Annotated in this window: 18 protein-coding genes; 7 read left to right on the top strand and 11 right to left on the bottom strand. The window is 68.9% G+C overall.

From position 1 onward, the window contains the following. Positions 1-149 precede the first annotated feature (149 nt). Positions 150-1,709 carry a DHA2 family efflux MFS transporter permease subunit gene (locus LGM42_RS01270; RefSeq protein ID WP_226231356.1) on the bottom strand — a complete coding sequence of 520 codons (1,560 nt, stop codon included), beginning with the start codon at positions 1,707-1,709 and terminating at the stop codon, positions 150-152. Here LGM42_RS01270 and LGM42_RS01275 point away from each other — a divergent pair. Beyond that, a complete protein-coding gene (locus LGM42_RS01275) occupies positions 1,708-2,073 on the top strand; it encodes a hypothetical protein (protein ID WP_155720519.1) in 366 nt (121 codons plus the stop codon). The genes LGM42_RS01270 and LGM42_RS01275 overlap by 2 nt on opposite strands. Before the next feature lie 40 nt (positions 2,074-2,113). Here LGM42_RS01275 and LGM42_RS01280 read toward each other — a convergent pair whose 3' ends face one another. Continuing rightward, positions 2,114-3,016, bottom strand: a complete 903-nt coding sequence (locus LGM42_RS01280; protein WP_226231357.1) for a LysR family transcriptional regulator — start codon at positions 3,014-3,016, stop codon at positions 2,114-2,116. A gap of 146 nt (positions 3,017-3,162) precedes the next feature. Here LGM42_RS01280 and LGM42_RS01285 point away from each other — a divergent pair, with 146 nt between their 5' ends. Then, positions 3,163-5,211, top strand: a complete 2,049-nt coding sequence (locus tag LGM42_RS01285) for an FUSC family protein (protein ID WP_226231358.1) — start codon at positions 3,163-3,165, stop codon at positions 5,209-5,211. 109 nt (positions 5,212-5,320) lie between these two features. Here LGM42_RS01285 and LGM42_RS01290 read toward each other — a convergent pair whose 3' ends face one another. Further along, entirely contained in the window at positions 5,321-7,645 is a 2,325-nt protein-coding gene (locus tag LGM42_RS01290) for an FdhF/YdeP family oxidoreductase (protein ID WP_226231359.1), read from the bottom strand. A gap of 153 nt (positions 7,646-7,798) precedes the next feature. Here LGM42_RS01290 and LGM42_RS01295 point away from each other — a divergent pair, with 153 nt between their 5' ends. Then, entirely contained in the window at positions 7,799-9,220 is a 1,422-nt protein-coding gene (locus LGM42_RS01295) for a PLP-dependent aminotransferase family protein (protein WP_226231360.1), read from the top strand. Between the two features lie 33 nt (positions 9,221-9,253). On the opposite strand, the gene LGM42_RS01300 is transcribed toward LGM42_RS01295, so the two are convergent. Continuing rightward, entirely contained in the window at positions 9,254-10,495 is a 1,242-nt protein-coding gene (locus LGM42_RS01300) for a mechanosensitive ion channel family protein (protein ID WP_226231361.1), read from the bottom strand. A gap of 452 nt (positions 10,496-10,947) precedes the next feature. On the opposite strand from LGM42_RS01300, the gene LGM42_RS01305 reads away from it, so the two are divergent. Beyond that, complete coding sequence (locus LGM42_RS01305; RefSeq protein WP_226231362.1) at positions 10,948-12,666, top strand: SulP family inorganic anion transporter; 1,719 nt, start codon at positions 10,948-10,950, stop codon at positions 12,664-12,666. A gap of 49 nt (positions 12,667-12,715) precedes the next feature. Here the strand turns inward: LGM42_RS01305 and LGM42_RS01310 are convergent, their stop codons facing one another. Then, positions 12,716-13,591, bottom strand: coding sequence for a LysR substrate-binding domain-containing protein (locus tag LGM42_RS01310; protein ID WP_226231363.1), 876 nt, complete (start codon positions 13,589-13,591; stop codon positions 12,716-12,718). Between the two features lie 42 nt (positions 13,592-13,633). Here LGM42_RS01310 and LGM42_RS01315 point away from each other — a divergent pair, with 42 nt between their 5' ends. Beyond that, positions 13,634-14,287: a LysE family translocator gene (locus LGM42_RS01315; protein ID WP_185723009.1), complete on the top strand. Its 654-nt coding sequence runs from the start codon at positions 13,634-13,636 to the stop codon at positions 14,285-14,287. A gap of 31 nt (positions 14,288-14,318) precedes the next feature. Here the strand turns inward: LGM42_RS01315 and LGM42_RS01320 are convergent, their stop codons facing one another. From LGM42_RS01320 to LGM42_RS01345, 6 genes are all read right to left on the bottom strand, one after another. Then, entirely contained in the window at positions 14,319-15,779 is a 1,461-nt protein-coding gene (locus LGM42_RS01320; protein WP_226231364.1) for a DHA2 family efflux MFS transporter permease subunit, read from the bottom strand. Continuing rightward, positions 15,776-16,339: an isochorismatase family protein gene (locus tag LGM42_RS01325; RefSeq protein WP_226231365.1), complete on the bottom strand. Its 564-nt coding sequence runs from the start codon at positions 16,337-16,339 to the stop codon at positions 15,776-15,778. The genes LGM42_RS01320 and LGM42_RS01325 overlap by 4 nt, the downstream gene beginning before the upstream one ends. Positions 16,340-16,406: 67 nt before the next feature. Next, positions 16,407-16,850, bottom strand: coding sequence for a MarR family winged helix-turn-helix transcriptional regulator (locus LGM42_RS01330; protein ID WP_226231366.1), 444 nt, complete (start codon positions 16,848-16,850; stop codon positions 16,407-16,409). An 84-nt stretch (positions 16,851-16,934) separates the two neighbouring features. Next, the gene (locus LGM42_RS01335; protein ID WP_226231367.1) at positions 16,935-17,168 is read right to left on the bottom strand and encodes a hypothetical protein; all 234 of its coding nucleotides are present in this window, start codon (positions 17,166-17,168) and stop codon (positions 16,935-16,937) included. 44 nt (positions 17,169-17,212) lie between these two features. Then, complete coding sequence (locus LGM42_RS01340; RefSeq protein ID WP_226231368.1) at positions 17,213-18,295, bottom strand: serine hydrolase; 1,083 nt, start codon at positions 18,293-18,295, stop codon at positions 17,213-17,215. 207 nt (positions 18,296-18,502) lie between these two features. Further along, entirely contained in the window at positions 18,503-18,781 is a 279-nt protein-coding gene (locus LGM42_RS01345; protein ID WP_059584999.1) for a hypothetical protein, read from the bottom strand. A gap of 51 nt (positions 18,782-18,832) precedes the next feature. On the opposite strand from LGM42_RS01345, the gene LGM42_RS01350 reads away from it, so the two are divergent. Both LGM42_RS01350 and LGM42_RS01355 read left to right on the top strand, forming a co-directional pair. After that, the gene (locus LGM42_RS01350) at positions 18,833-19,708 is read left to right on the top strand and encodes a LysR family transcriptional regulator (protein ID WP_059585000.1); all 876 of its coding nucleotides are present in this window, start codon (positions 18,833-18,835) and stop codon (positions 19,706-19,708) included. Between the two features lie 71 nt (positions 19,709-19,779). Beyond that, entirely contained in the window at positions 19,780-20,064 is a 285-nt protein-coding gene (locus tag LGM42_RS01355; protein WP_226231369.1) for a transcriptional regulator, read from the top strand. Positions 20,065-20,102: the final 38 nt, after the last annotated feature.

Below are 20,102 nucleotides of genomic sequence, written 5' to 3' on the forward strand. Positions count from 1 at the left end.
CCGCAGCATCCGACGCCGTTGGCGCGTTGAAACGATTCGATACAACACGGGCTCGCTGCCGCACGGGCGCCTGACGATGGTGCCGCCATGACGGGCGAGTTCCGCGGCCCGCGCGACGCAGGCGCTGCGTCCCGCGCAACGAACGCCGATCAATGCGCGCCGGCCGCCGCCGCATCGGCATCGCCGCCGCCCGAGCGCACCGGTTTCGTGATCCAGATCAGCGGGATGATCGCGATGAAGATGATCGCCGACACGTAGAAGATGTCGTTCAATCCCATCACGGCCGCCTGCGAATCGACCGATGCATTGAAGAACGCGAGCGCCGAATCGGGGCTCAGGTGCAGCAGCGAACGGGTCGTGTCGAGCTGCTGCGTGAAGACCGGATTGGTGACGCTCGCCTGTTCGGTGAGCCGCACGTGATGCAGGATCGTGCGATCGTTCCACGCATTGCTGATCAGCGACGTCCCCACCGCGCCGCAGAACGTGCGGCCGAAATTCGACAGGCCGGCCGCGGCCGGAATCTTCTCCGGCGGCAGCCCCGACAGGATGATCGACGTCAGCGGCACGAAGAACATCGCCATCGGAATGCCTTGCAGCAGCGTCGGCAGCACCAGATCCCAGCGCGACACGTCGGTGTAGAACGTCGTGCGCATCATGAACACGACCGCGAAGCCGACGAACGCGAGCGTCGCGATATAGCGCGGGTCGGTGCGCGGCAGCAGACGCCCCATGACCGGCGTGAGCAGGATCGCGAACAGCCCGAGCGGCGCGGTGGCGAGCCCCGAATCGATCGCGCGGTAGCCGAGATAGCCCTGCATCCATTGCGGCAGCAGCACGAGCGTGCCGAAGAACATCCCGTACGCGACGGAGATCGCGATCGTGCCGCCCGCGAAGTTGCGCTGGGTGAAGAGCCGCAGGTCGACGATCGGGTTGGCCTCGTTCAGCTCCCACACGAGGAAGAACGCGAAGCCGATCAGCGCGACGATGCCCAGCGCGACGACGACGGGTGAATTGAACCAGTCGAGGTCCTTGCCCTTGTCGAGCATGATCTGCAGCGACGCGACCCACAGCACGAGCAGGAGCAGGCCGACCGTATCGATCGGCAGGCGGCGCGTGGCCGATTCGCGATCGCGGAACACGAACCACGTGACGGCCGCCGCGAAGAAGCCGACCGGGATGTTGATGTAGAAGATCCACGACCAGTTGTAGTCGTAGGTGATCCAGCCGCCGAGCGACGGCCCGGCGATCGGGCCGACGAGCGCCGTCATCGACCACAGTGCGAGCGCGGTCGACGACTTCTGCCGCGGCCAGGCGCCGAGCAGCAGCGCCTGCGACAGCGGCGCGAGCGGCCCCGCCACCGCGCCTTGCAGGATCCGCGCGGCGAGCAGCGTCGGCAGGTTCGGCGCGATCCCGCACAGCCACGACGCGAACACGAACAGCAGGATCGACGCGACGAACAGGCGTACCTGGCCGAAGCGCTGCGTGAGCCAGCCGGTCAGCGGAATCGATACCGCGTTCGCGGCCGCGAAGATCGTGATCACCCACGTGCCTTCATCGACGGATACGCCGAGGTCGCCCGAGATCGTCGGGATCGCGACGTTCGCGATCGACGAATCGAGCACGTTCATGAACATGGCGAGCGATACCGCGATCGTGCCGATCGCGAGCTTGCCGCCCGACAACGGTGCCTGGGGTGACGGAGATGACATGGGGTTCCTGCGTGATGAAAGGGAGCCGGCCGTGCGCGCCAGCGGTCGCGCACGCGCGTGCGGCGCCGGCGCGGGCGAGCCGCGTTGCGGGCGGACACGCACGGCGTGCGAGCGGCCCGGCAAGCGGAGGGCCGTCCGCGCGCAGCGTGCGGTTCAGGCGTTCAAGCGGATCGGCGAAGCCGTGACGGGCTTCGGCAAGCAGGCAGGCCGGTCAGGAAGGCGCGACGCGCGTGACGCGTCGGCGGGCAGCGTTCACGTGGCTGCCGTAGCATGTGTGGTCGTTTTTCATCGCCACAGGCTAACGATGCGGCGAACGGCGATCAACGCCTGCGTGCTCATTAATTCCTTTCTTGCGCCGCAATAATGCAGCGGGCGCGCATCGATTGTCGGTCGTGCCGGGCGCGTTACGGTGCGGTCCGCCACGCGGTGAAGACTTCCGTCAGGAACTCGACGAATGCGCGCACCTTGCTGTCGAGCGTCGCGCGCTTCGGGTAGAGCGCGTGCAGTTCGACGTCGTCGGTGCGATGCCAGTCGGGCAGCACGATTTCGAGCTCGTTGTTCTCGATTCGCCGGGTGGTGAAGTGGGTCGAAATCAGCGCAATGCCGCCGCCGCTCGCGGCTTGGCGCAGCACCGTGACCGATTCGTTCGAGATCAGCACCGGCCGTACCGGTACTTCGGCCACGTCGCCGGTCGCGTTGGTGAGGCGCAGGGTCAGGCCGGGCGTGTCGCGGCCGACGAACAGGATGTCGTGACCGGCCAGATCCTGCGGCGTGTGCGGCCGGCCGGCGCGGTCGAGATAGTGCGGGCTGGCCGCGAACTTCGCGTGCGACCAGCCGAGCGAGCGCGCGACATAGCCTGAATCGTTCAGCACGCCGGTGCGCAGCGCGACGTCGAAGCCGTGTTCGACGAGGTCGAGCGCGCTGTTGTCGTAAATCAGCACGAGCTGGACCAGCGGGTAGCGCCGGCGAAACTCGGCGAGCGCCGGTTCCAGCTCGAACAGGCCGATCGCGTAGGGCACCAGCACGCGCAGCGTGCCTTCGGGTTCCGTGCGCAGCGCGCGCACCTGACGATCCGCGTCGAGCAGGATTTCCTCGGCGCGCAGGCAGCGTTCGTAATAGTCGCGCCCGGCTTCGGTGACGGACACGCGGCGCGTCGTGCGGTACAGCAACTGGACGCCGAGGTCGTCCTCGAGCTGCCTGATCTTGCGGCTCACGCGGCTGAGCGGCATGTCGAGTTGCGTGGCGGCGGCGGTGAAGCTGCCGCGTTCGACCACGCGCAGGAATATCCGGATGCTCTGGAGGTCCATGCGATTCGTTTCAGTGTTCGGGATGCGCGCATCTTACCGTTGTGGGCCGGATCGCCGCGGGTCGAGCCAATTATCCCGCCCGGCGCAATAACGCATTCCACCGCTGCCCCGTAGTGGCGGCCGGCGCGCGACCGTATGCTCCCCGCATGAAATTCGCATTCCCCAGCATGCCGTCGCTCGCGGCCATCCGGGCCGCGCTGCGCGATGCGTGGCCCACCTTGCCGCCGGGCGCGCTCGGCTTCGCATTGCGCAATACCGCCGCGTCGTTGCTCGCGCTCCATATCGCGTTCCGCATGAATCTCGACGATCCGATCTGGGCCGCGTCGACCGTGTGGATCGTCGCGCAGGGTAGCCGCGGGATGGGGCTGTCGAAGAGCCAGTACCGGATTCTCGGCACCGCGATCGGTGCGGCCGTGGCGCTCGCGCTGACCAGCGCATTCGCGCAGACGCCGCAATTGTTCCTGCCCGCGCTCGCCGCGTGGATCGGCCTGTGCGCGGGCATCGCGACGTTCCAGCGGAATTTTCGTGCGTATGCGGCGGTGCTCGCGGGCTATACGGCCGCGATCGTCGCGATGGACGCGGTATCCGCGCCGCTGCATGCGTTCGACATCGCGGTCGCGCGGTTTCTGTACGTGGTGGTGGGCATTCTGTGCGGTGCGCTGTTTGAAACGGTCTTCGCGCCGGGCGCGCCGCTGAAGGAGGTCCGCACGCGGCTCGCGCGCTATCTCGACCGCGCGGCGGCGGTCGGCGCGGGCGCGCTGCGCCGCGAGCCGAACGACGCGGCCGTCCACCGGCTGTTCGCGGACGCGCTCGAACTCGATACGGCAGCCGAATATGCGGCGGCTGGCGCACCGCCCGTGCGTAACATGATCGGCCATCTGCGCGTGGCGGCGCTGGGCGTGCTCGCCGCGCACGCCGCCGGGCAGGCGATCCGCGAGCATGCGGCGCGCAGCGGCGACGCGCCGGAACCGCTCGTCGACGAGGCGGCAAGCGTGCTCGACCGGGTCGCCGTGTCGGGCGACTCGGGGCACGAGATAGTGGCGCTACGCGCGCGCGTGGACGACGCGTTGCGTGTCGAAGCGGCCGTACCGGCCGGCACGGACACGTCGCGCCTGCTCACGCTCGACCGGCTGTCGGCGCTGCTCGGCGGTTTCGGCCGCGCATTCGCGAGCCAGGCATTGCTCGACCGTCCGGTGCCGCCGCCCGCACGCGTGCGCTATGCGTTCCATCGCGATCCGGTGCTCGCGTGCCACAACGGCGTTCGTGCGTTCATCGCGGTGCTGGCCGCGTCGGCGATCTGGATCTTCACCGCATGGCCGGCGGGCGGCGGGTTCGTCGCGATCACGGCCGTGGTGAGCGCACTGTTCTCGACACGTCCCAATTCGGTGCGTGCGATCGTCGGTTTCCTGAAAGGCACCGCATGCGCGGCGGTCGCGGGCGTCGTCTGCAACTTCGCGCTGCTGCCCGCGGTGTCGGGCTTCGAGATGCTCGCCTACATCCTCGGCGTATTCCTGATCGGCACCGGGATCGCGATGCGCCATCCGCGCACGGCGGCGATGGGCAGCGCGTTCTCGATCTTCTTCTGGAATTTCACGTCGCCGGACAACACGACGCGCATCGGCGATACCGCGTTCCTGAACAGCGCGCTCGCGACGCTGCTCGGTATCGCGTTCGGCGCGCTGATCTTCGCGCTGGTGTTTCCCGGCGATCCCGGCACCAGCCGGCGCCGCCTGCATCGCGCGGTGCGCCGCGATCTGGCCGGGATCGCGCGCGATCCGCGTGCGTGGCCCGCGAGTGCATGGTTGAGCCGCACGGCCGACCGTCTCGCGCGCGAGCTCGGCTTCGCGGGCAGCCTGCCGCAGACGCTGATCGAGCGCGACATGCGCGATCTGCTCGCGATCTGGGGACTCGGCGACAGCCTGCTGTCGCTCGCCGAACTGGCCACGCACGAACCGGCCGTGCGCCGTGCGGCAGCGGTGGTGCGGGGGCGCATCGTGCAGGCGGATTTCGCGCGGCTCGAACACACGTGCGCCGCAGCGGCCCGCGTGTTGCGGCGTCGCGTGGCCGCGCGCGACGGCGACGCCGCGCATGCGTTGCTGAGCGGCGTGGTCCTGCTGCATCGGATCGCGGACGCGGCCGCCGAGCATGGCGGCTTCCTGCGTGGCCGTCGCGATTGGGCGGGGTGGGTCAGGTGACGCGGCAGGGCGGGTCGGGCGTCGCCTCCGCGGGCAACGGCTCGCGGTTCGGGGCAGGCAGCCTCCGCAGCCGGTGCCCGCGCGGACGAACGATCTTCGCCGCGCTCCGTCAGGCGGCGATCGAGGCCGGCGCGGCCGCGCGATGCAGCAGCACGGGCACCGACTTCGACGTCGGCGTGTTGCACACGTCGCCGACGCTGTCGAGCGGCACGAGCGGGTTGGTTTCCGGGTAGTACGCGCCGATGCAGCCGCGCGGAATGTCGTACTCGACGAGCAGGAAGCCGTTCGCGCGGCGCTCGATGCCGTCGTGCCACACGGTTTCCATGTCGACCCATTCGCCGGCCGCGAGGCCCAGCATCGCGAGATCGTCGCGGTTGACGAACACCACGCGGCGCTGGCCGAACACGCCGCGGTAGCGGTCGTCGAGCCCGTAGACGGTCGTGTTGTACTGATCGTGCGAGCGCGTCGTCATCAGCGTCATCAGCCGCTCGCCGTGCAGCGCGCGGGCGCGCTGGATCGGCGTGTCGGTCGGCAGCGCATGCGCGATGAAGTTCGCCTTGCCCGTCGGCGTCAGCCATTCGCGGTCGCGCGACGCCACGCGCAGGTGGAAGCCGCCCGGCCGCGCGATGCGCGCGTTGTAGTCGTAGAAGCCGTCGAGCGTCGCCTCGATCGCGTCGCGGATCTTAGCGTAGTCGTCCTTGTACGCGAGCCAGTCGATCTTGTCGCTGCCGAACACCGCGTGCGCCATGTGCGCGACGATCGCGGGCTCCGACATCAGGTTCGGCGACGCCGGCTTGTTCATCCCGTACGACACGTGGACCATGCTCATCGAATCCTCCACCGTCACGCCCTGCGCGACGTTGTCCTGCAGGTCGATCTCGGTGCGGCCGAGCGTCGGCAGGATCAGCGCGTCGCGGCCGTGGATCAGATGGCTGCGGTTCAGCTTGGTCGTGATGTGCACGGACAGTTCGCAGCGGCGCATGCCTTCCCACGTGCGCGGCGTGTCGGGCGTCGCCATCGCGAAGTTGCCGCCGAGGCCGATCAGCACCTTCACGCGGCCGTCGAGCATGCCTTCGATCGTCTCGACGACGTCGTAGCCGTGATGGCGCGGCGGTTCGAAACCGAACACGTGGCCGAGCCGGTCGAGGAACGCCTGCGACGGTTTTTCCTCGATGCCGACCGTGCGGTTGCCCTGCACGTTCGAGTGGCCGCGCACCGGGCACAGGCCGGCGCCGGGGCGGCCGATGTTGCCGCGCATCAGCATCAGGTTGGTCAGCATCTGCACCGTCGCGACCGAATGCTTGTGCTGCGTGATGCCCATCCCCCACGTCGCGATCACGCGTTCGCTGCGCGCGTAGCGCTGCGCGAGCGCATCGATCTGCTCGTACGGCACACCGCTTTCGGCGGTCAGCGCGGCCCAGCTTTCGGCGCGCAGATCGTCGGCGAACGCGTCGAAGCCGGCCGTGTGCTCGCCGATGAACGCGGTGTCGACGACGCGCGGCGCACCGGCGGCGCGCGCGGCGTCGTCGAGTTCGAGCACGCGCTTGGCCATCCCCTTGATCAGCGCGAAATCGCCGCCGATCGTCGGCTGGATGAACGTCGATGCGATCTTCGTGCCCGACATCGTCAGCATCTCGAGCGGGCTTTGCGGATCGGCGAAGCGTTCGAGGCCGCGCTCCTTCAGCGGGTTGATCGACACGATCGTCGCGCCGCGCTTCGCGCACTCGCGCAGCTCGCCCATCATCCGCGGGTGATTGGTCGCGGGGTTCTGGCCGAAGATCAGCAGCATGTCCGCATGCTCGAAATCGTCGAGCGTGACCGTGCCCTTGCCGACGCCGACCGACGCCGGCAGTCCGCGGCTCGTCGCCTCGTGGCACATGTTCGAGCAGTCGGGGAAGTTGTTCGTGCCGTACAGCCGCACGAACAATTGATAGAGGAACGCGGCTTCGTTGCTTGCGCGGCCGGACGTGTAGAACGCGGCCTGGTTCGGGTCGGGCAGCGCGCGCAGATGGCGCGCGATCAGCGCGAACGCATCGTCCCACGCGATCGGCACGTAGCGATCGGTCCGCGCGTCGTACACCATCGGGTCGGTGAGCCGGCCGTGCTGCTCCAGCTCGAAATCCGACTGTTCGAGCAGTTCGGTCACCGTGTGCGCGGCGAAGAATTCGGGCGTCACGCGCTTGCTCGTCGCTTCCGCGGCCACGGCCTTCACGCCGTTCTCGCAGAATTCGAACGTCGATGCGTGCTGGCGGTCCGGCCACGCACAGCCCGGGCAGTCGAAGCCGTCCGGCTGGTTCTGGCGCAGCAGCGTACGGTAGTTGCCGCCGGCGACCTTTTCCTTGATCAGGTTGATCGTGACGGCTTTCAGCGCGCCCCAGCCGGCGGCCGGGTGGGTGTACGGTTCGATGCGCGCAGTCGCGGATTTCTTTTTCATGATGCCGGGTGTCGGGGTCGATGCGTGCAGAGTACGCGCGCCGCCCGTCCCGCTGTGTGTACACCTGTTCACTTCAAAAAAGAGTACAGTTTCGGCCATTCATCCCGTGCGGATCGCAACTGTGTTGCTGAAGGGAAGTTGAAAGGGAGGCGCGTGAAGCGTTACGAACAACTGGCCGACGATCTCCAGGCGCAGATCGAGCGGGGCGTGTACCGGCCCGGCGAGCGGATTCCGTCGGTGCGGCACGCGAGCCGGCAGCAGCAGCTCAGCGTCACGACCGTGCTGCGCGCGTACCTCGTGCTGGAAAGCCGCGGCCTGATCGAGAGCCGGCCGCAGTCGGGCTATTTCGTGCGGGCGCGCACGGCGGCGCCGGCCGAGGCCGAGCTGCATGTTTCCTCGCCGGTCGCCGAGCCGTCGGCCGTGGACGTGAGCCGGCTCGTGCTGTCGACGCTGCGCTCGATCGCGCGCGACGACGCGGTGCCGCTCGGCTCGCCGTACCCCGACGCATCGCAATTTCCGGTGCAGCGCCTCGCGCGCTACGCGCAGGCGATCGGGCGGCGCCGCACGCGCTGGGGCGTGATCGACGATCTGCCGCCGGGCAACCAGGAGCTGATTCGCCAGATCGCGCGGCGCTATGCGGAGCGCGGGGTCGCGGTCGAGCCGGGCGAGATCGTGATGACGATCGGCGCGACCGAGGCGATCAACCTGTGCCTGCAGGCGGTCGCGAAACCGGGCGACACGATCGCGGTGGAGTCGCCGACGTTCTACGCGATGCTGCACGCGATCGAGCGGATGGGCATGCGCGCGCTGGAAGTCGCGACGCACCCGGGCGACGGCATCGATCTCGACGCGCTGGAGCGGGTCCTCGCGCGCGAGCGCATCGCCGCATGCATGGTGATGCCCAATTTCCAGAATCCGCTCGGCTTCCAGATGCCCGATGCGCGCAAGCGCGCGCTCGTCGAGCTGCTCGCGAAGCACGACGTGCCGGCGATCGAGAGCGACGTCTATCACGAGCTGCACTTCGGCGACACGGCGCCGAGCGCGCTGAAGTCGTTCGATCGCGACGGGCTCGTGCTGCATTGCGCGTCGTTCACGAAGAGCCTGTCGCCGCGCTACCGGATCGGCTGGGCGATGCCGGGCCGTTACCGGGACCAGGTCGAGAAGCTGAAATTCCTGAACACGCTCGCGACGCCCGCGATCGAGCAGCTCGCGATCGCCGAGTATCTGAAACACGACGGCTACGATTTTCATCTACGGCGCATGCGCAAGCAGTATGCGCAGCAGGCAAGCCTGATGAGCGCGATGGTGCGGCGTTTCTTCCCCGAAGGCACGCGGCTGTCGCAGCCGCAGGGCGGGTACGTGCTGTGGGTCGAGCTGCCGCCGCGGGTCGACGCGATGAAGCTGTACACGCTCGCGCTCGCGCAGCGGATCACGGTCGGGCCCGGGCACATGTTCTCGGCCGGCACCGATTACCGGCACTTCATCCGGCTCAACTACAGCTACCCGTGGTCGCGGCAGATCGAGGACGCGCTGAAGGTGCTGGGGCGGCTCGCGTCGGAGTGCGCGGCGCGCTGAGCGTTGCCGCGCGGCGGCAGGCCGCCGCCGGTATCAGGCCGCGCGCCGCGTGTGCGGCCCGGCTTGCGCGGCGTCGACCATCTGCCGCATGTCGAAGCCCGACGGATGCTGATACACGCGCAGCCCGAACTCGGGCAGCACCGCGATCAGGTGGTCGAACAGGTCGGCCTGGATGGTCTCGTAGTCGACCCATGTCGTCGTATCGGTGAAGCAGTACAGCTCGAGCGGGATGCCTTCGGCCGTGAGCGGCAACTGTCGCGCCATGTTCATCATGTCGCGGCGGATGCGCGGATGGCCCTTCAGGTAGTTCGCGACGTATGCGCGGAACGTGCCGAGATTCGTCAGCTGGCGGCGGTTCGCCGGGCACTCGCCGGCCGCGCCGAGCGTGCCGTTCCATTGCTCGATCGCATCGACCTTGTCCGCCAGATAGTCCTTCAGCAGCGTCAGGCGTTCGAGCCGTTCGATCTCGTCGTTCGTGAGAAAGCGCACGCTCGTCGCATCGACGAACAGCGCGCGCTTGATGCGGCGACCGCCCGCTTCGGTCATCCCGCGCCAGTTCTGGTAGCTCTCGGTGATCAGTTTCCAGGTCGGCACCGTGATGATCGTGTGATCGAAGTTCGCGACCTTGACGGTGTTCAGCGTGATGTCGATGACCGTGCCGTCCGCGCCGGCCGACGGCATCGTGATCCAGTCGCCGATCCGCAGCATGTCGTTCGACGACAGCTGCACGCCGGCGACGAGGCCGAGCAGCGTGTCCTTGAAGATCAGCATCAGCACCGCGGACATCGCGCCGATGCCGGACAGCAGCAGGCCGATCTGCTTGCCGGTCGCGTCGCCGATCACGACGAGCGCGGCCGTGATGAACATCACGAGCTTGACGAGCTGCATCGCGCCTTTCAGCGACAGCCGCGGCTGGTCGCGTCGGGACGTGCGGTGCGTATGTTCGAGTGCGGACAGCGTCGCGCTGATGGTCATCGTCACGAGGAACACGATCAACGCGAACAGCACCTTGTCGACGACCTGCACGACGAAGCCGGGAACGCCGGGCACCGCGCCGAGCCCGAGCTTGATCACGACGAACGGGACGATGCGGTTCAACCATTTGACGGCGCCGAATTCGAACAGCGCGTCGTCGACGCGCGTGGCGGACAGCCGCGCGAGCCGCGCGACCACGCGAAACAGCAGGAAATGGACGACGGCGGTGATTGCACCGGCGGCGGCGAGCAGGACGACGATGCCGACGAGCGGCGTCAACCAGAATTCGTTCAGGGTCATTGGGGCAGGCTGGATCCTTCTTGTGCGTTGAATCGGCGCCGCGACGCGGCGCGCGCCCGGTGAAGGGCATATGAAAGGGACCGTGATTGTGCCATCGGGTTCCGGATGTGTATCGCAAATACATGTCGAGCGGCTCCCGTATCGGCTCACCATTGCGCAGGTATCCTCTGCATCGACGTGAAGGAAGAGGCAATCCGCATCACCGCACGCTGACGTGCGAGCCGGTTGCCCGGCATGGCGGACGCAGGAGGGCGATCGGCTGGACGTCATGACGCAGGCCTTCGCGCGTCGAGGCGCTCGATGGGCGATCCATGCAATCATGCGGACGTCGCAGGCGCTGCCGGCATGCCGTTCGCATTGGCGCGCAGTCCGTCCGGCGACGGTGAGCGACAGGCAACGCCGTCGCGCACCCGTTCGTGGCTCCCGTCACTTCGATCTCACGCATTTCACGCATGCAAGATTCCAACGAAAGCCGTCCGTCGCGCGTGCGGCTGCTGAAAGGCATCCTCCCGGTCCGTCGCGGGGGCGCCATCCGCGACATCTTCGCGGGCATGTCGCTCGCGTCGATGGACATCCCGCAGGTGCTCGGCTACGCGCGCATCGCCGGCATGCCGGCCGTCACGGGGCTCTACACGGTGTTCCTGCCGCTCGTTGCGTTCGCGTGCTTCGGCGCGTCGCGCCATCTCGTGGTCGCCGCCGATTCCGCGACCGCGACGATTTTCGCGAGCCGGCTGTCGTCGATGGCGCCGGCCGGCAGCGCCGACTATGCGGCGCTGGCCGGCATGGTCGCGTTGCTGACCGCCGCGATGCTGCTGCTCGCGCGCATCTTCAAGCTCGGCTTTCTCGCCGATTTCCTGTCGCGCACGGTGCTGGTCGGTTTCCTCGCCGGCGTCGGCGTGCAGGTGTCGATCGCGATGCTCGGCGACATGCTCGGCCTGTCCGTGCCGTACCCGGCGTCGCGCAGCCTCGCGCAACTCCACTACGTCGTCACGCACCTCGTTCACGCGCACCGGCCGACGCTCGCGCTCGCGGCGCTCGTCGTCGTCGCGATTCTCGCGTGCAAGCGGTTCCTGCCGCGCGTGCCGATGCCGATGATCGCGGTCGCGGGCAGCATCGCCGCGAGCGCCGCGTTCGGCTTCGCCGCGCACGGCATCGCGGTGCTCGGGCCCGTGGCGGGCGGGCTGCCGCCGCTGCGCTGGCCGTCCGTCACGTGGCAGCAGTGCCTCGATCTCGTGCCGGTCGCCGCTTCGTGCTTCGTGATGATCATCGCGCAGAGCGCGGCCGCCGCGCGCGTGTTCGCGCAGCAGTATGGCGAGGACGTCGACACCAATGCCGACATCCTCGGGCTCGCGGCCGCGAACGCGGCGGCGGCGCTCGGCGGTGCGTTCGTCGTCAACGGCAGCCCGACGCAGACGGCGATGGCCGACGGCGCGGGCGTGCGCAGCCAGATCGGGCATCTCGCGTTCGCCGCGGTCGTCGCCGTCGTGCTGCTGTTCTTCAGCCCGACGCTGCAGTACCTGCCGCACGCGGTGCTGGCGGGCATCGTGTTCACGATCGCGCTCGGGCTGATCAACGTGCGCAGCCTCGCGGCGATCCGCCGGGAAAGTCCCGGCGAATTCACGCTCGCGCTGGTCACGGCCGCGGCCGTCGTGACCGTCGGCGTCGAGCAGGGCATCCTGCTGGCCGTCGCGCTGTCGCTAATGCGGCACGTGCGCCACAGCTACCAGCCGCACACGATGGTGCTCGAACCTGTCGCCGGTAATGGGCGGTGGCAACCGGTGCCCACCCGGCGCGGCGCGATGACGGCGCCCGGGCTGATCGTCTACCGGTTCGGCTCCGATCTGTTCTTCGCGAACGATCATCTGTTCGCTGCCGAAGTGACAGCGCTCGTCGAGGCGGCGCCGGTGCCGCCGCGTTGGTTCGTCGTCGATGCGGGCGCGATCACCGATGTCGACTATTCGGCCGCGCGGACCTTGATCGATCTCGTCGCGACGCTGCATGCGCGCGGCGTCGGCGTGCTGTTCGGGCGCGTGAGCCGCTATCTGCGCGCGGACATGGATCGTCACGGGATCACCGACGTGGTCGGCGCGTCGTGCATCTTTGCCACGCTGCATCAGGCGCTGGAGGCGGCGGGCACGACGCCCGCGCCGCAGGAGCCGGGCACGGTGTAGGGCCTGCGCAAGCCTGTCATTGGCATGAACAGGCCCTGACGCCGCGGCGCTACGCGAGCGCGCGCAGCCGTGCGAAACCGTTGCGCAGGCAGCGGGCCAGTTCCGTCGCGGCCGGTGTGTGCTGGCCGCGCGGCACGTGCAGGTTGATCGAGAAATTCGGCAGGGCGGGCAGGCCGCTGCCGGCCGGCAGGATGTCGAGATCGGGCGGCACGGTGGACGCGAGCCAGACGGTCACGGCCAGATCGGCGCGCACGGTCGCGGCCGTGGCATCGAAGCTGCCGTTCTCGAACACGGTGCGCCACGGGCGATCGCAGCCGCGCAGTGCATCGAGCACCGTCGGGCGGAATGCGCAGGTCTGCGCGACCATCGATACCGGCAGCGGCGAGTGCCGGTGCGCGGTGCCGCCTTTCGCGCCGACCCACACCAGCCGGTCGACGGCGATGCACTCGCCGCGCGACGATCCGACCGGCGCCTCGATCAGCGCGACGTCGAGGTCACCGTGCGTGAGCCCGCGCCGCAGCTCCAGCGATGCCGCGCACACGAGCGTGAGCGCGACCTGCGGATGCGCGTGGGCATAGCTTCTCAGGATCGGCGCGAGACAGGTGCCGACCAGGTCCTGCGGCGCACCGAGACGCACCGCGCCTTCCACCGCACCGGCGCTCAGGTCGGCGAGCAGCGCATCGTGGACGGCGAGCAGCCGGCGCGCCTGTTCGAGCAGCCGCTCGCCGGCGGCCGTCAGCAGCAGATTGCGATGCTCGCGGACGAACAGCGGGCCCGACAGCATTTCGAGCCGCGCGACCTGTTGGCTGATCGCGCCCTGCGTCAGGTGCAGCGCGTGGCCGGCCGCCGTCATGCTGCGATGATCGGCCACCGAGACGAATGCGCGCAGCAGCGCGAGGTCGAGATTGCGTGCCATGCGTCGCATTATGAATGCTAATGCAAGGCATAAAAAGCTTTCGCTGTCGTAATGGAGGAATCGCAGGTAAAAACGAGGCTTCAGCAACGACAACCGGGAGCCTTCGTGCCGCTTCACGACTATCTGCCGCTGGTGCTGTTCGTGATCGTCTCCACCGTGACGCCGGGCGGCGCGACGACGCTCGCGACCGCATCGGGCGCGCATTTCGGCTATCGGCGTTCGCTGCCGCTGATGGCGGGCATCGCCGCGGGCCTGGCGTCGATGGCGGCGGCGGCCGCGGCCGGCCTCGGCAGCGTGCTGCTCGCGCTGCCCGCGTTGCAGCTCGCGATGAGGGCGGCCGGTTCGGCGTACCTGATGTGGCTCGCCGTGCGCATCGGACGTGGCGGCAAGCCGCGGCTCGATGTCGACGTGCACCGGCCGCAGGGGTTCGTCAGCGGCGTGTGGATGCTGTGGCACAACCCGAAAGGCTGGGCGATGACGCTCGGCGCGGCCGCGTCGTTCGCGGCGCTCGCGTCGGGGCCGGCACGGCTCGGCGTGCTGCTCGGCTTTGCATTCGGCGTGGCCGCGATGGCGTCGCTGTCGCTGTGGTGTTTCGCCGGGCTGCTGTTCGCGCGCGTGTTGCGCACGGAGCGGCAGTGGCGTTGCCTGAATGCGGGGCTCGGCGTGCTGCTCGCGGCGTCGATCGTGCCGATGTGGCTGCCGTAGCGGAAGGCCGCGCACGCGGCGCGGCCCGTGTTCAGCGCGAACCGGCCGGTGCGTTGCCGGCCCGTCGGTCGCCGGCGCCTGCACCGGCCGAGCGCAACGGCAGCCGCAGCGTCGTCACGAAGCTCGCCGCGTGCAGCGCGCACAGCAGGCCGAACGCCCACGCATACGCGACGCCCTGCGTGCCGCCCGCCGCGACCGATTCGGCCTGCAGCCGCCACGCGAGAAACAGCGTGCATAGCGTCGTGAACGTCGGGCCGCCGAGCCGCTGCACGATATTGAGCGACGTCGTCGCCATCGGCAGGTTGCGGCGCTCGACCGACGCATACGCGGCGGCGATCGACGGTGCGCCGATCGCACTCTGACCCATGCCGCGCAGAAACAGCGCCGGTACGAGCACGAGCGGATCGTAGCCGGTCAGCGCGAGGAACACGAACGGCAGCGTGGCGGCGAGTGCGAGCAAGGCACCGCCGGCGGCGAGCCGGCGTACGCCGAACCGGCTCGTCAGCGCGCCCATCGACGGATAGGTGACGAGCATGCCGAGCCCGAGCGGCGCGAGCAGCCAGCCCATCTCGCCCGGCGAGCGCCCACAGGCCTGGATCAGGAACACGGGGATCAGCATCTGGCCGGCGTACAACGCACCGTTCGACAGGAACTGCGTGCCGGCCGCCGCGCCGAACACGCGCGAGCGAAACAGCGCGAGATCGATCAGCGCACGCTCGCCCCGGCGGCGCTCGAAGCGCACGAACGCGACGAGCAAGAGCGCCGAGCCTGCGACCGCCGCGATGCCGGTCATCGCGCCGATCCGCTCGACGCCGTACAGGAACAACACGAGGCCCGGCGACAGCAACGCAAGGCCGATCCAGTCGAGTTCGCGCCGCGGCGCATCGTCCCGGTCGCCGGGCAGGAACCGTACCGCCAGCGCGAGCGCGAGCGCGCCGACGGGCAGGTTCACCAGAAACAGCCAGCGCCACGACGTGTGTTGCAGGATCGCGCCGGCCACGACCGGGCCGAGGATCGGCGCGAGCAGCACCGGCACCGCCGCGTAGCCGATCACGCGCGCCATCTGCTGGCCGGCGACGCGCGCGATCATCATCTGCGCCATCGGCGCGAGCAAGCCGCCGCTGACGCCTTGCAGCACGCGAAACGCGATCAGCGACGGCGCGGACCACGCGAGCCCGCACAGCGCCGACGTCAGCGTGAACGCCGAGAAACACCACAGGTACAGCGCCTTCGCGCCGATGCGATCGACGAGCCAGCCGCTCAGCGGCAGCACCAGCGTCAGCGCGAGCAGGTAGCCGCTCGTCACCCACTGGATCGTCGACAGGCTCGCATGCAGGTCGGTCGCGAGGCTCGACAGCGACACGTTGACGATCGTCGCATCGAGTTGCGACAGCAGCGAACCGAGCGTCGCGACCGCGCTGACTTTCCAGATCGACGGATCGAGCCGGCCGGCCGCGCGGCCCGGTGCCGGCCGGATGCGTGGGGCGCTCACGCGCCGCGCCGGTCAAGCAGCGCGATGATGTCCTGCGTCGTGCCCGTCTCGCCGAGGCGCGGGAACAGCCGCTCGACGCTGTTGACGTGCGCGTCGGCATTGAGGTCGGTCATCGCGTCGACGGCGAGCGTCACGTGATAGCCGAGTTCGTGCGCCTGCCGCGCGGTCGATTCGACGCCGATGCTCGTCGCGACGCCGGCCAGCACGATCTGCGTGACGCCGGCTGCCTTCAGATGTGCGTCGAGACCGGTGCCGGTGAAGGCGCCCCAGGTGTGCTTCGTCACCACGTGGTCGCCTGGCTGGCGGTTCAGTTCGGGGACGAGTTCGGTCCAGTCGGCGGGAAGTTGCGCCGTGCGCGGCGGTTGCTCGGTGCGGCCCGGCGCGCCGCCCGCGACGTTGACCAGCACGACCGGCAGGCCACGGCTGCGGAATGCGTCGAGCAGTTCGCGGGCGTGCGCGATCACCGGTGCGACCGGATGCGCGGTGGGGAGGGCGACGATGCCTTTCTGCAGGTCGATGACGACCAGCGCCGTGTTCGTGTCGAGACGGGTTGCGCTCATGATGGGGCTCCGGGGAAAGGGCGAAGAAAGCCGGGCGCGCGCATGCCGCGCGGCGCACCGGCCGGGTTCATTGCTCGCCGATGCGGCGGATCAGCGGGATGGCCGCGGCGAGCGTGTCGAGGTCTTGCGGATCGAGTTGTTCGATCGCCGCGCCGAGCCACTTGTGTTTCGCGGCATTGCGCTTGCGCCGCGCGTCGAGGCCGGCCGCGGTGAGTTTGAACAGGATCTGGCGGCCGTCGGTCGGATGCGGCTCGCGCTCGACGAGCGCGTCTTCCTCGAGGCTCGCGAGGATCGCCTTCATCGACTGCGGCTTCATCGCTTCGGCGCGCGCGAGATCGGCGGTCGTCATCGGCCCGTGCCGATCGAGCCGCGCGAGCGCGCTCGTCTGCGACATGCCGAGCCCTCCGGAATCGACCTCGGAGCGCAGCCGGCGGATGAGCTGGCCGACCGCGAGGGTCAGGTCGGCGGCGACGGTTTCGGCGGAAACGCCGGGTTTGCGTGGCGGGTTCATGCGGCGAATCTTAGAACACGACAGCTAAACTTGCAAGTTTAGCTGTCGAATTGATCGCCGGCTGGCGACACCGTCAGCACGCGATTACATGCGCCGATGCACGACCGGTACGACTTCGCTGTATCGCGGGGTCGCGTTTTCGTGCAGCAGATCGCCGAGGTACTGGCCGAGTTCGTCCGCGGCGAGCGCGGACGGAATCTGCAGATTGGCCGGGCGCCGTTTGCCTTCGGCGCCGAGATCGAACACGGCCCAGCGGCCGTCCGTGCGCACGACGGCGAGCAGCCGGCCGAATGCGTTGAAGCGGTATTTGTGCTGCATGGCGTCGCTCCGGTGGCGTGAACGCGCCGGCTGCCCGTACGCGTTTACTGGATCGAACAGGACAGCCAGCGATGGATCCTGATTGAGTCGCTCGAAACGCCGGCACGCGTTGGTGCGCCGAGCAGCACGACCGTTTCGCGGCGGCCTTTCACGCGCATGCGCATCACGACCCCGTGCCCCGATTCGTTGATGAAGCCGGTTTTCTGCAGCCGGATCGGCAGGCGGCGGTAGCGCACGAGCGGGTCGGAATTCACGTACACGAGTTCGCCGTCGCCGGGGCGCACGGTGGTCGACAGATCGGTCGAGAAATAGCGGATCAGCGGATCCCGCGCGGCCGCGTCGACGAGCCGCGCGAGGTCTTCCGCCGTCGACACGTTGTGCGGAGACAGGCCGGTGGGTTCGCGAAAATGCGTATGCCGCATGCCAAGCTGGCGCGCTTTCCGGTTCATCGCGTTGACGAATGCCGCGCGCCCGCCCGGGTAGTCGCGGCTCAGCGCGGCGGCCGCGCGGTTCTCCGACGACATCAGCGCGATATGGAACATCTCGCGGCGCGACAGTTCCGAGCCCACCTGCAGGCGCGAACCGGTGAACTTGATCGTGTCGCGGTCGCGCGCGGTCACGCGCAGCACGCCGTTCAGCGGCCGATCGGCGTCGCGCGCGACGACCGCCGTCATCAGTTTCGAGATCGACGCGATCGGCCGCACGGTGCGTGCGTGGCGGGCCAGCAGCGGCGTGCCGGAATCGACGTCGAGCACGTAGGCCGCGCGGGAATGCAGCGTCCCCACCGCGCGCGGGGTGTAGCCGCAGCTGGCGAGCAATGTCGGTTTCGCGGCCGGGCGCGGCCGCACGGCGGTCGTGCGTTTCGCGCGCCGCTGCTGCGGCGCGGGTGCCGCGTGGCGTTTGGCCGCCTGATGCGTCACGCGCGAGCGGCGATGCTTGACGGCCTTTTTCTTGCGATGGGGTTGCTTCGTGACGACCTTCGTGTGTGCATGCGGCTGCGCATGGGCGGTGCGATGCGGCTGCACGCGCTGCGCGGACGCGTTCGTGGCGAATGCGAGCAGCAGGAACGACAGGGCGAGGATCAGGGTGATCCGGGCGCGAGGCACGCGCGCGATGAGGCCGGTCAAGCGAAAGTCTCCTTTTCACGCGCGATGCGGCTGCGCGGATGCATGGGCGGTCGGCGGGTGCGGGAAATTATACGGTCGATCGCGGAGCGATGACGATTCGATGACGCGCAATGACGCGCGATACGGGAGGATTCCGATCGTTTTCGAATTGTCGGGCAGCGGTGCGCGTGGGACAGAACGCGAACAGAAGGCGAGCAGATGTGCGGGTCAGCGCGGCCAGTTTCGCCGCGACACGACCGCGAAACTGACCGCGATCGAACCCGTCACCGCGCGCGGCGGCGTGTCGTCCAGCGCATCGCCGAAGCGAAAGCGGCGGCTGCGCCCGTCGGTGCGTTCGGTACGACGTTTCGGTGCGCGCGTATCGGCGGCGACGACGCATGCGTTTGCGTCCGCGACATCGCATGGTGGCTCGGCTACGCAGTCGGCAGCTTGATCGACGGACATGAAAGTGGGTTCCGGGAAGGGCATGTCCGTATTGAACGCCATTGCGTTCGATCGGTAAAATGAATATTTCAATCGTTACGATTCCACGAAAGAATGGAACTGAAACTGCTGCGCACGTTCCTGACGGTCACCGAGCTGTGCCATTTCAGCCGTGCGGCCGATGCACTGCACATGAGCCAGCCCGCGCTCAGCAAGCAGATCGGCGCACTCGAGGCGAGCCTCGGCGGCAAGCTGTTCGAGCGCGGCCGGCATGGCGCGGAACTCACGCCGTTCGGCGAACGCTTCCTGCCCGACGCGCAGGCGCTCGTGCGCGATGCCGACGAAATCCTGGCGCGTGCGCGGGAAGCGACGAGCGGGCAGCGCGGACATTTGCGGCTCGGCATCTGCCTGTCGGTGCTGACGCTCGTGCCGAAACTGATCGCCGAATTCCGTCGCTGCAATCCGGGTATCGCGGTGACGCTGAGCGACCTGTCGTCGTCCGAACAGACGCGCCGGCTGCGCGCCGGCAAGCTCGACGCCGGTTTCCTGCGCCTGCCTTCCGACGAAGGCTTGTCGTCGTTCAAGGTGACCGACGAGGCGCTCGCGCTCGCGGTGCCGCCGCATCTCGGCTTCAAGCGCGTGCCAGCCAACCTCGACGTGCTCAATGAAATCGGCTTCATCGCGCTGCAGCGTGCGCGCGGCCCGGGGCTGGCCGCGCAGATCGACCGGTGGTGCGTCGAGCGCCGCTTCGTGCCGCACGTGATGCAGCAGGCGGAAGACGTGCAGTCGGTGCTGACGTCGGTCGCGGCCGGCGTCGGCGTCGCGTTCATCCCGTCGAGCGCGCGGTATCTGCTGCGCGACGCGACGGTGCTGCCGCTCGACGGCCGGGACGCGAAGTGGCGCGTGGGGCTCGCATGGCGGTCCGAGCGCGACGATCCCGTCACCGCGCGTTTCGTGTCGTTCATGCGCGCGGCGCTCAAGGGCGCGTGACGCGGCGTATAGTGTCCGCGATCGTTTTCTCCATGCATGCCGGCCCGACGCCGGCCGACGAACCCGAACCGATGACTTCAGAATCCGACGAATTCCCGCTCGATCCCGCACTCGTCGCCACGCTCGCGACGCTGAACGAAGCCGCGAGCGATCCGGCCGGCAAGACGTGGTCGCTGTCGAAGATCGCGAAGCGCACGCAACTGCCGATGAGCACGCTGCGGCGCGTGCTCACGCAGTTGGACGCAGCAGGCCTGAGCGCGACGACGTTGAACGAGGACGGTACCGGCAGCGCGACGCTGACCGACGAAGGGCGCGCGGTGTGCGCGCAACTGTTCGGCGCGAACGACGCCCAATGAATGAAAAACGGGCCGCTGAGGCGGCCCGTTCATCACCG

Source organism: Burkholderia sp. AU39826 (assembly GCF_020419965.1).
Lineage (GTDB): Bacteria > Pseudomonadota > Gammaproteobacteria > Burkholderiales > Burkholderiaceae > Burkholderia > Burkholderia semiarida.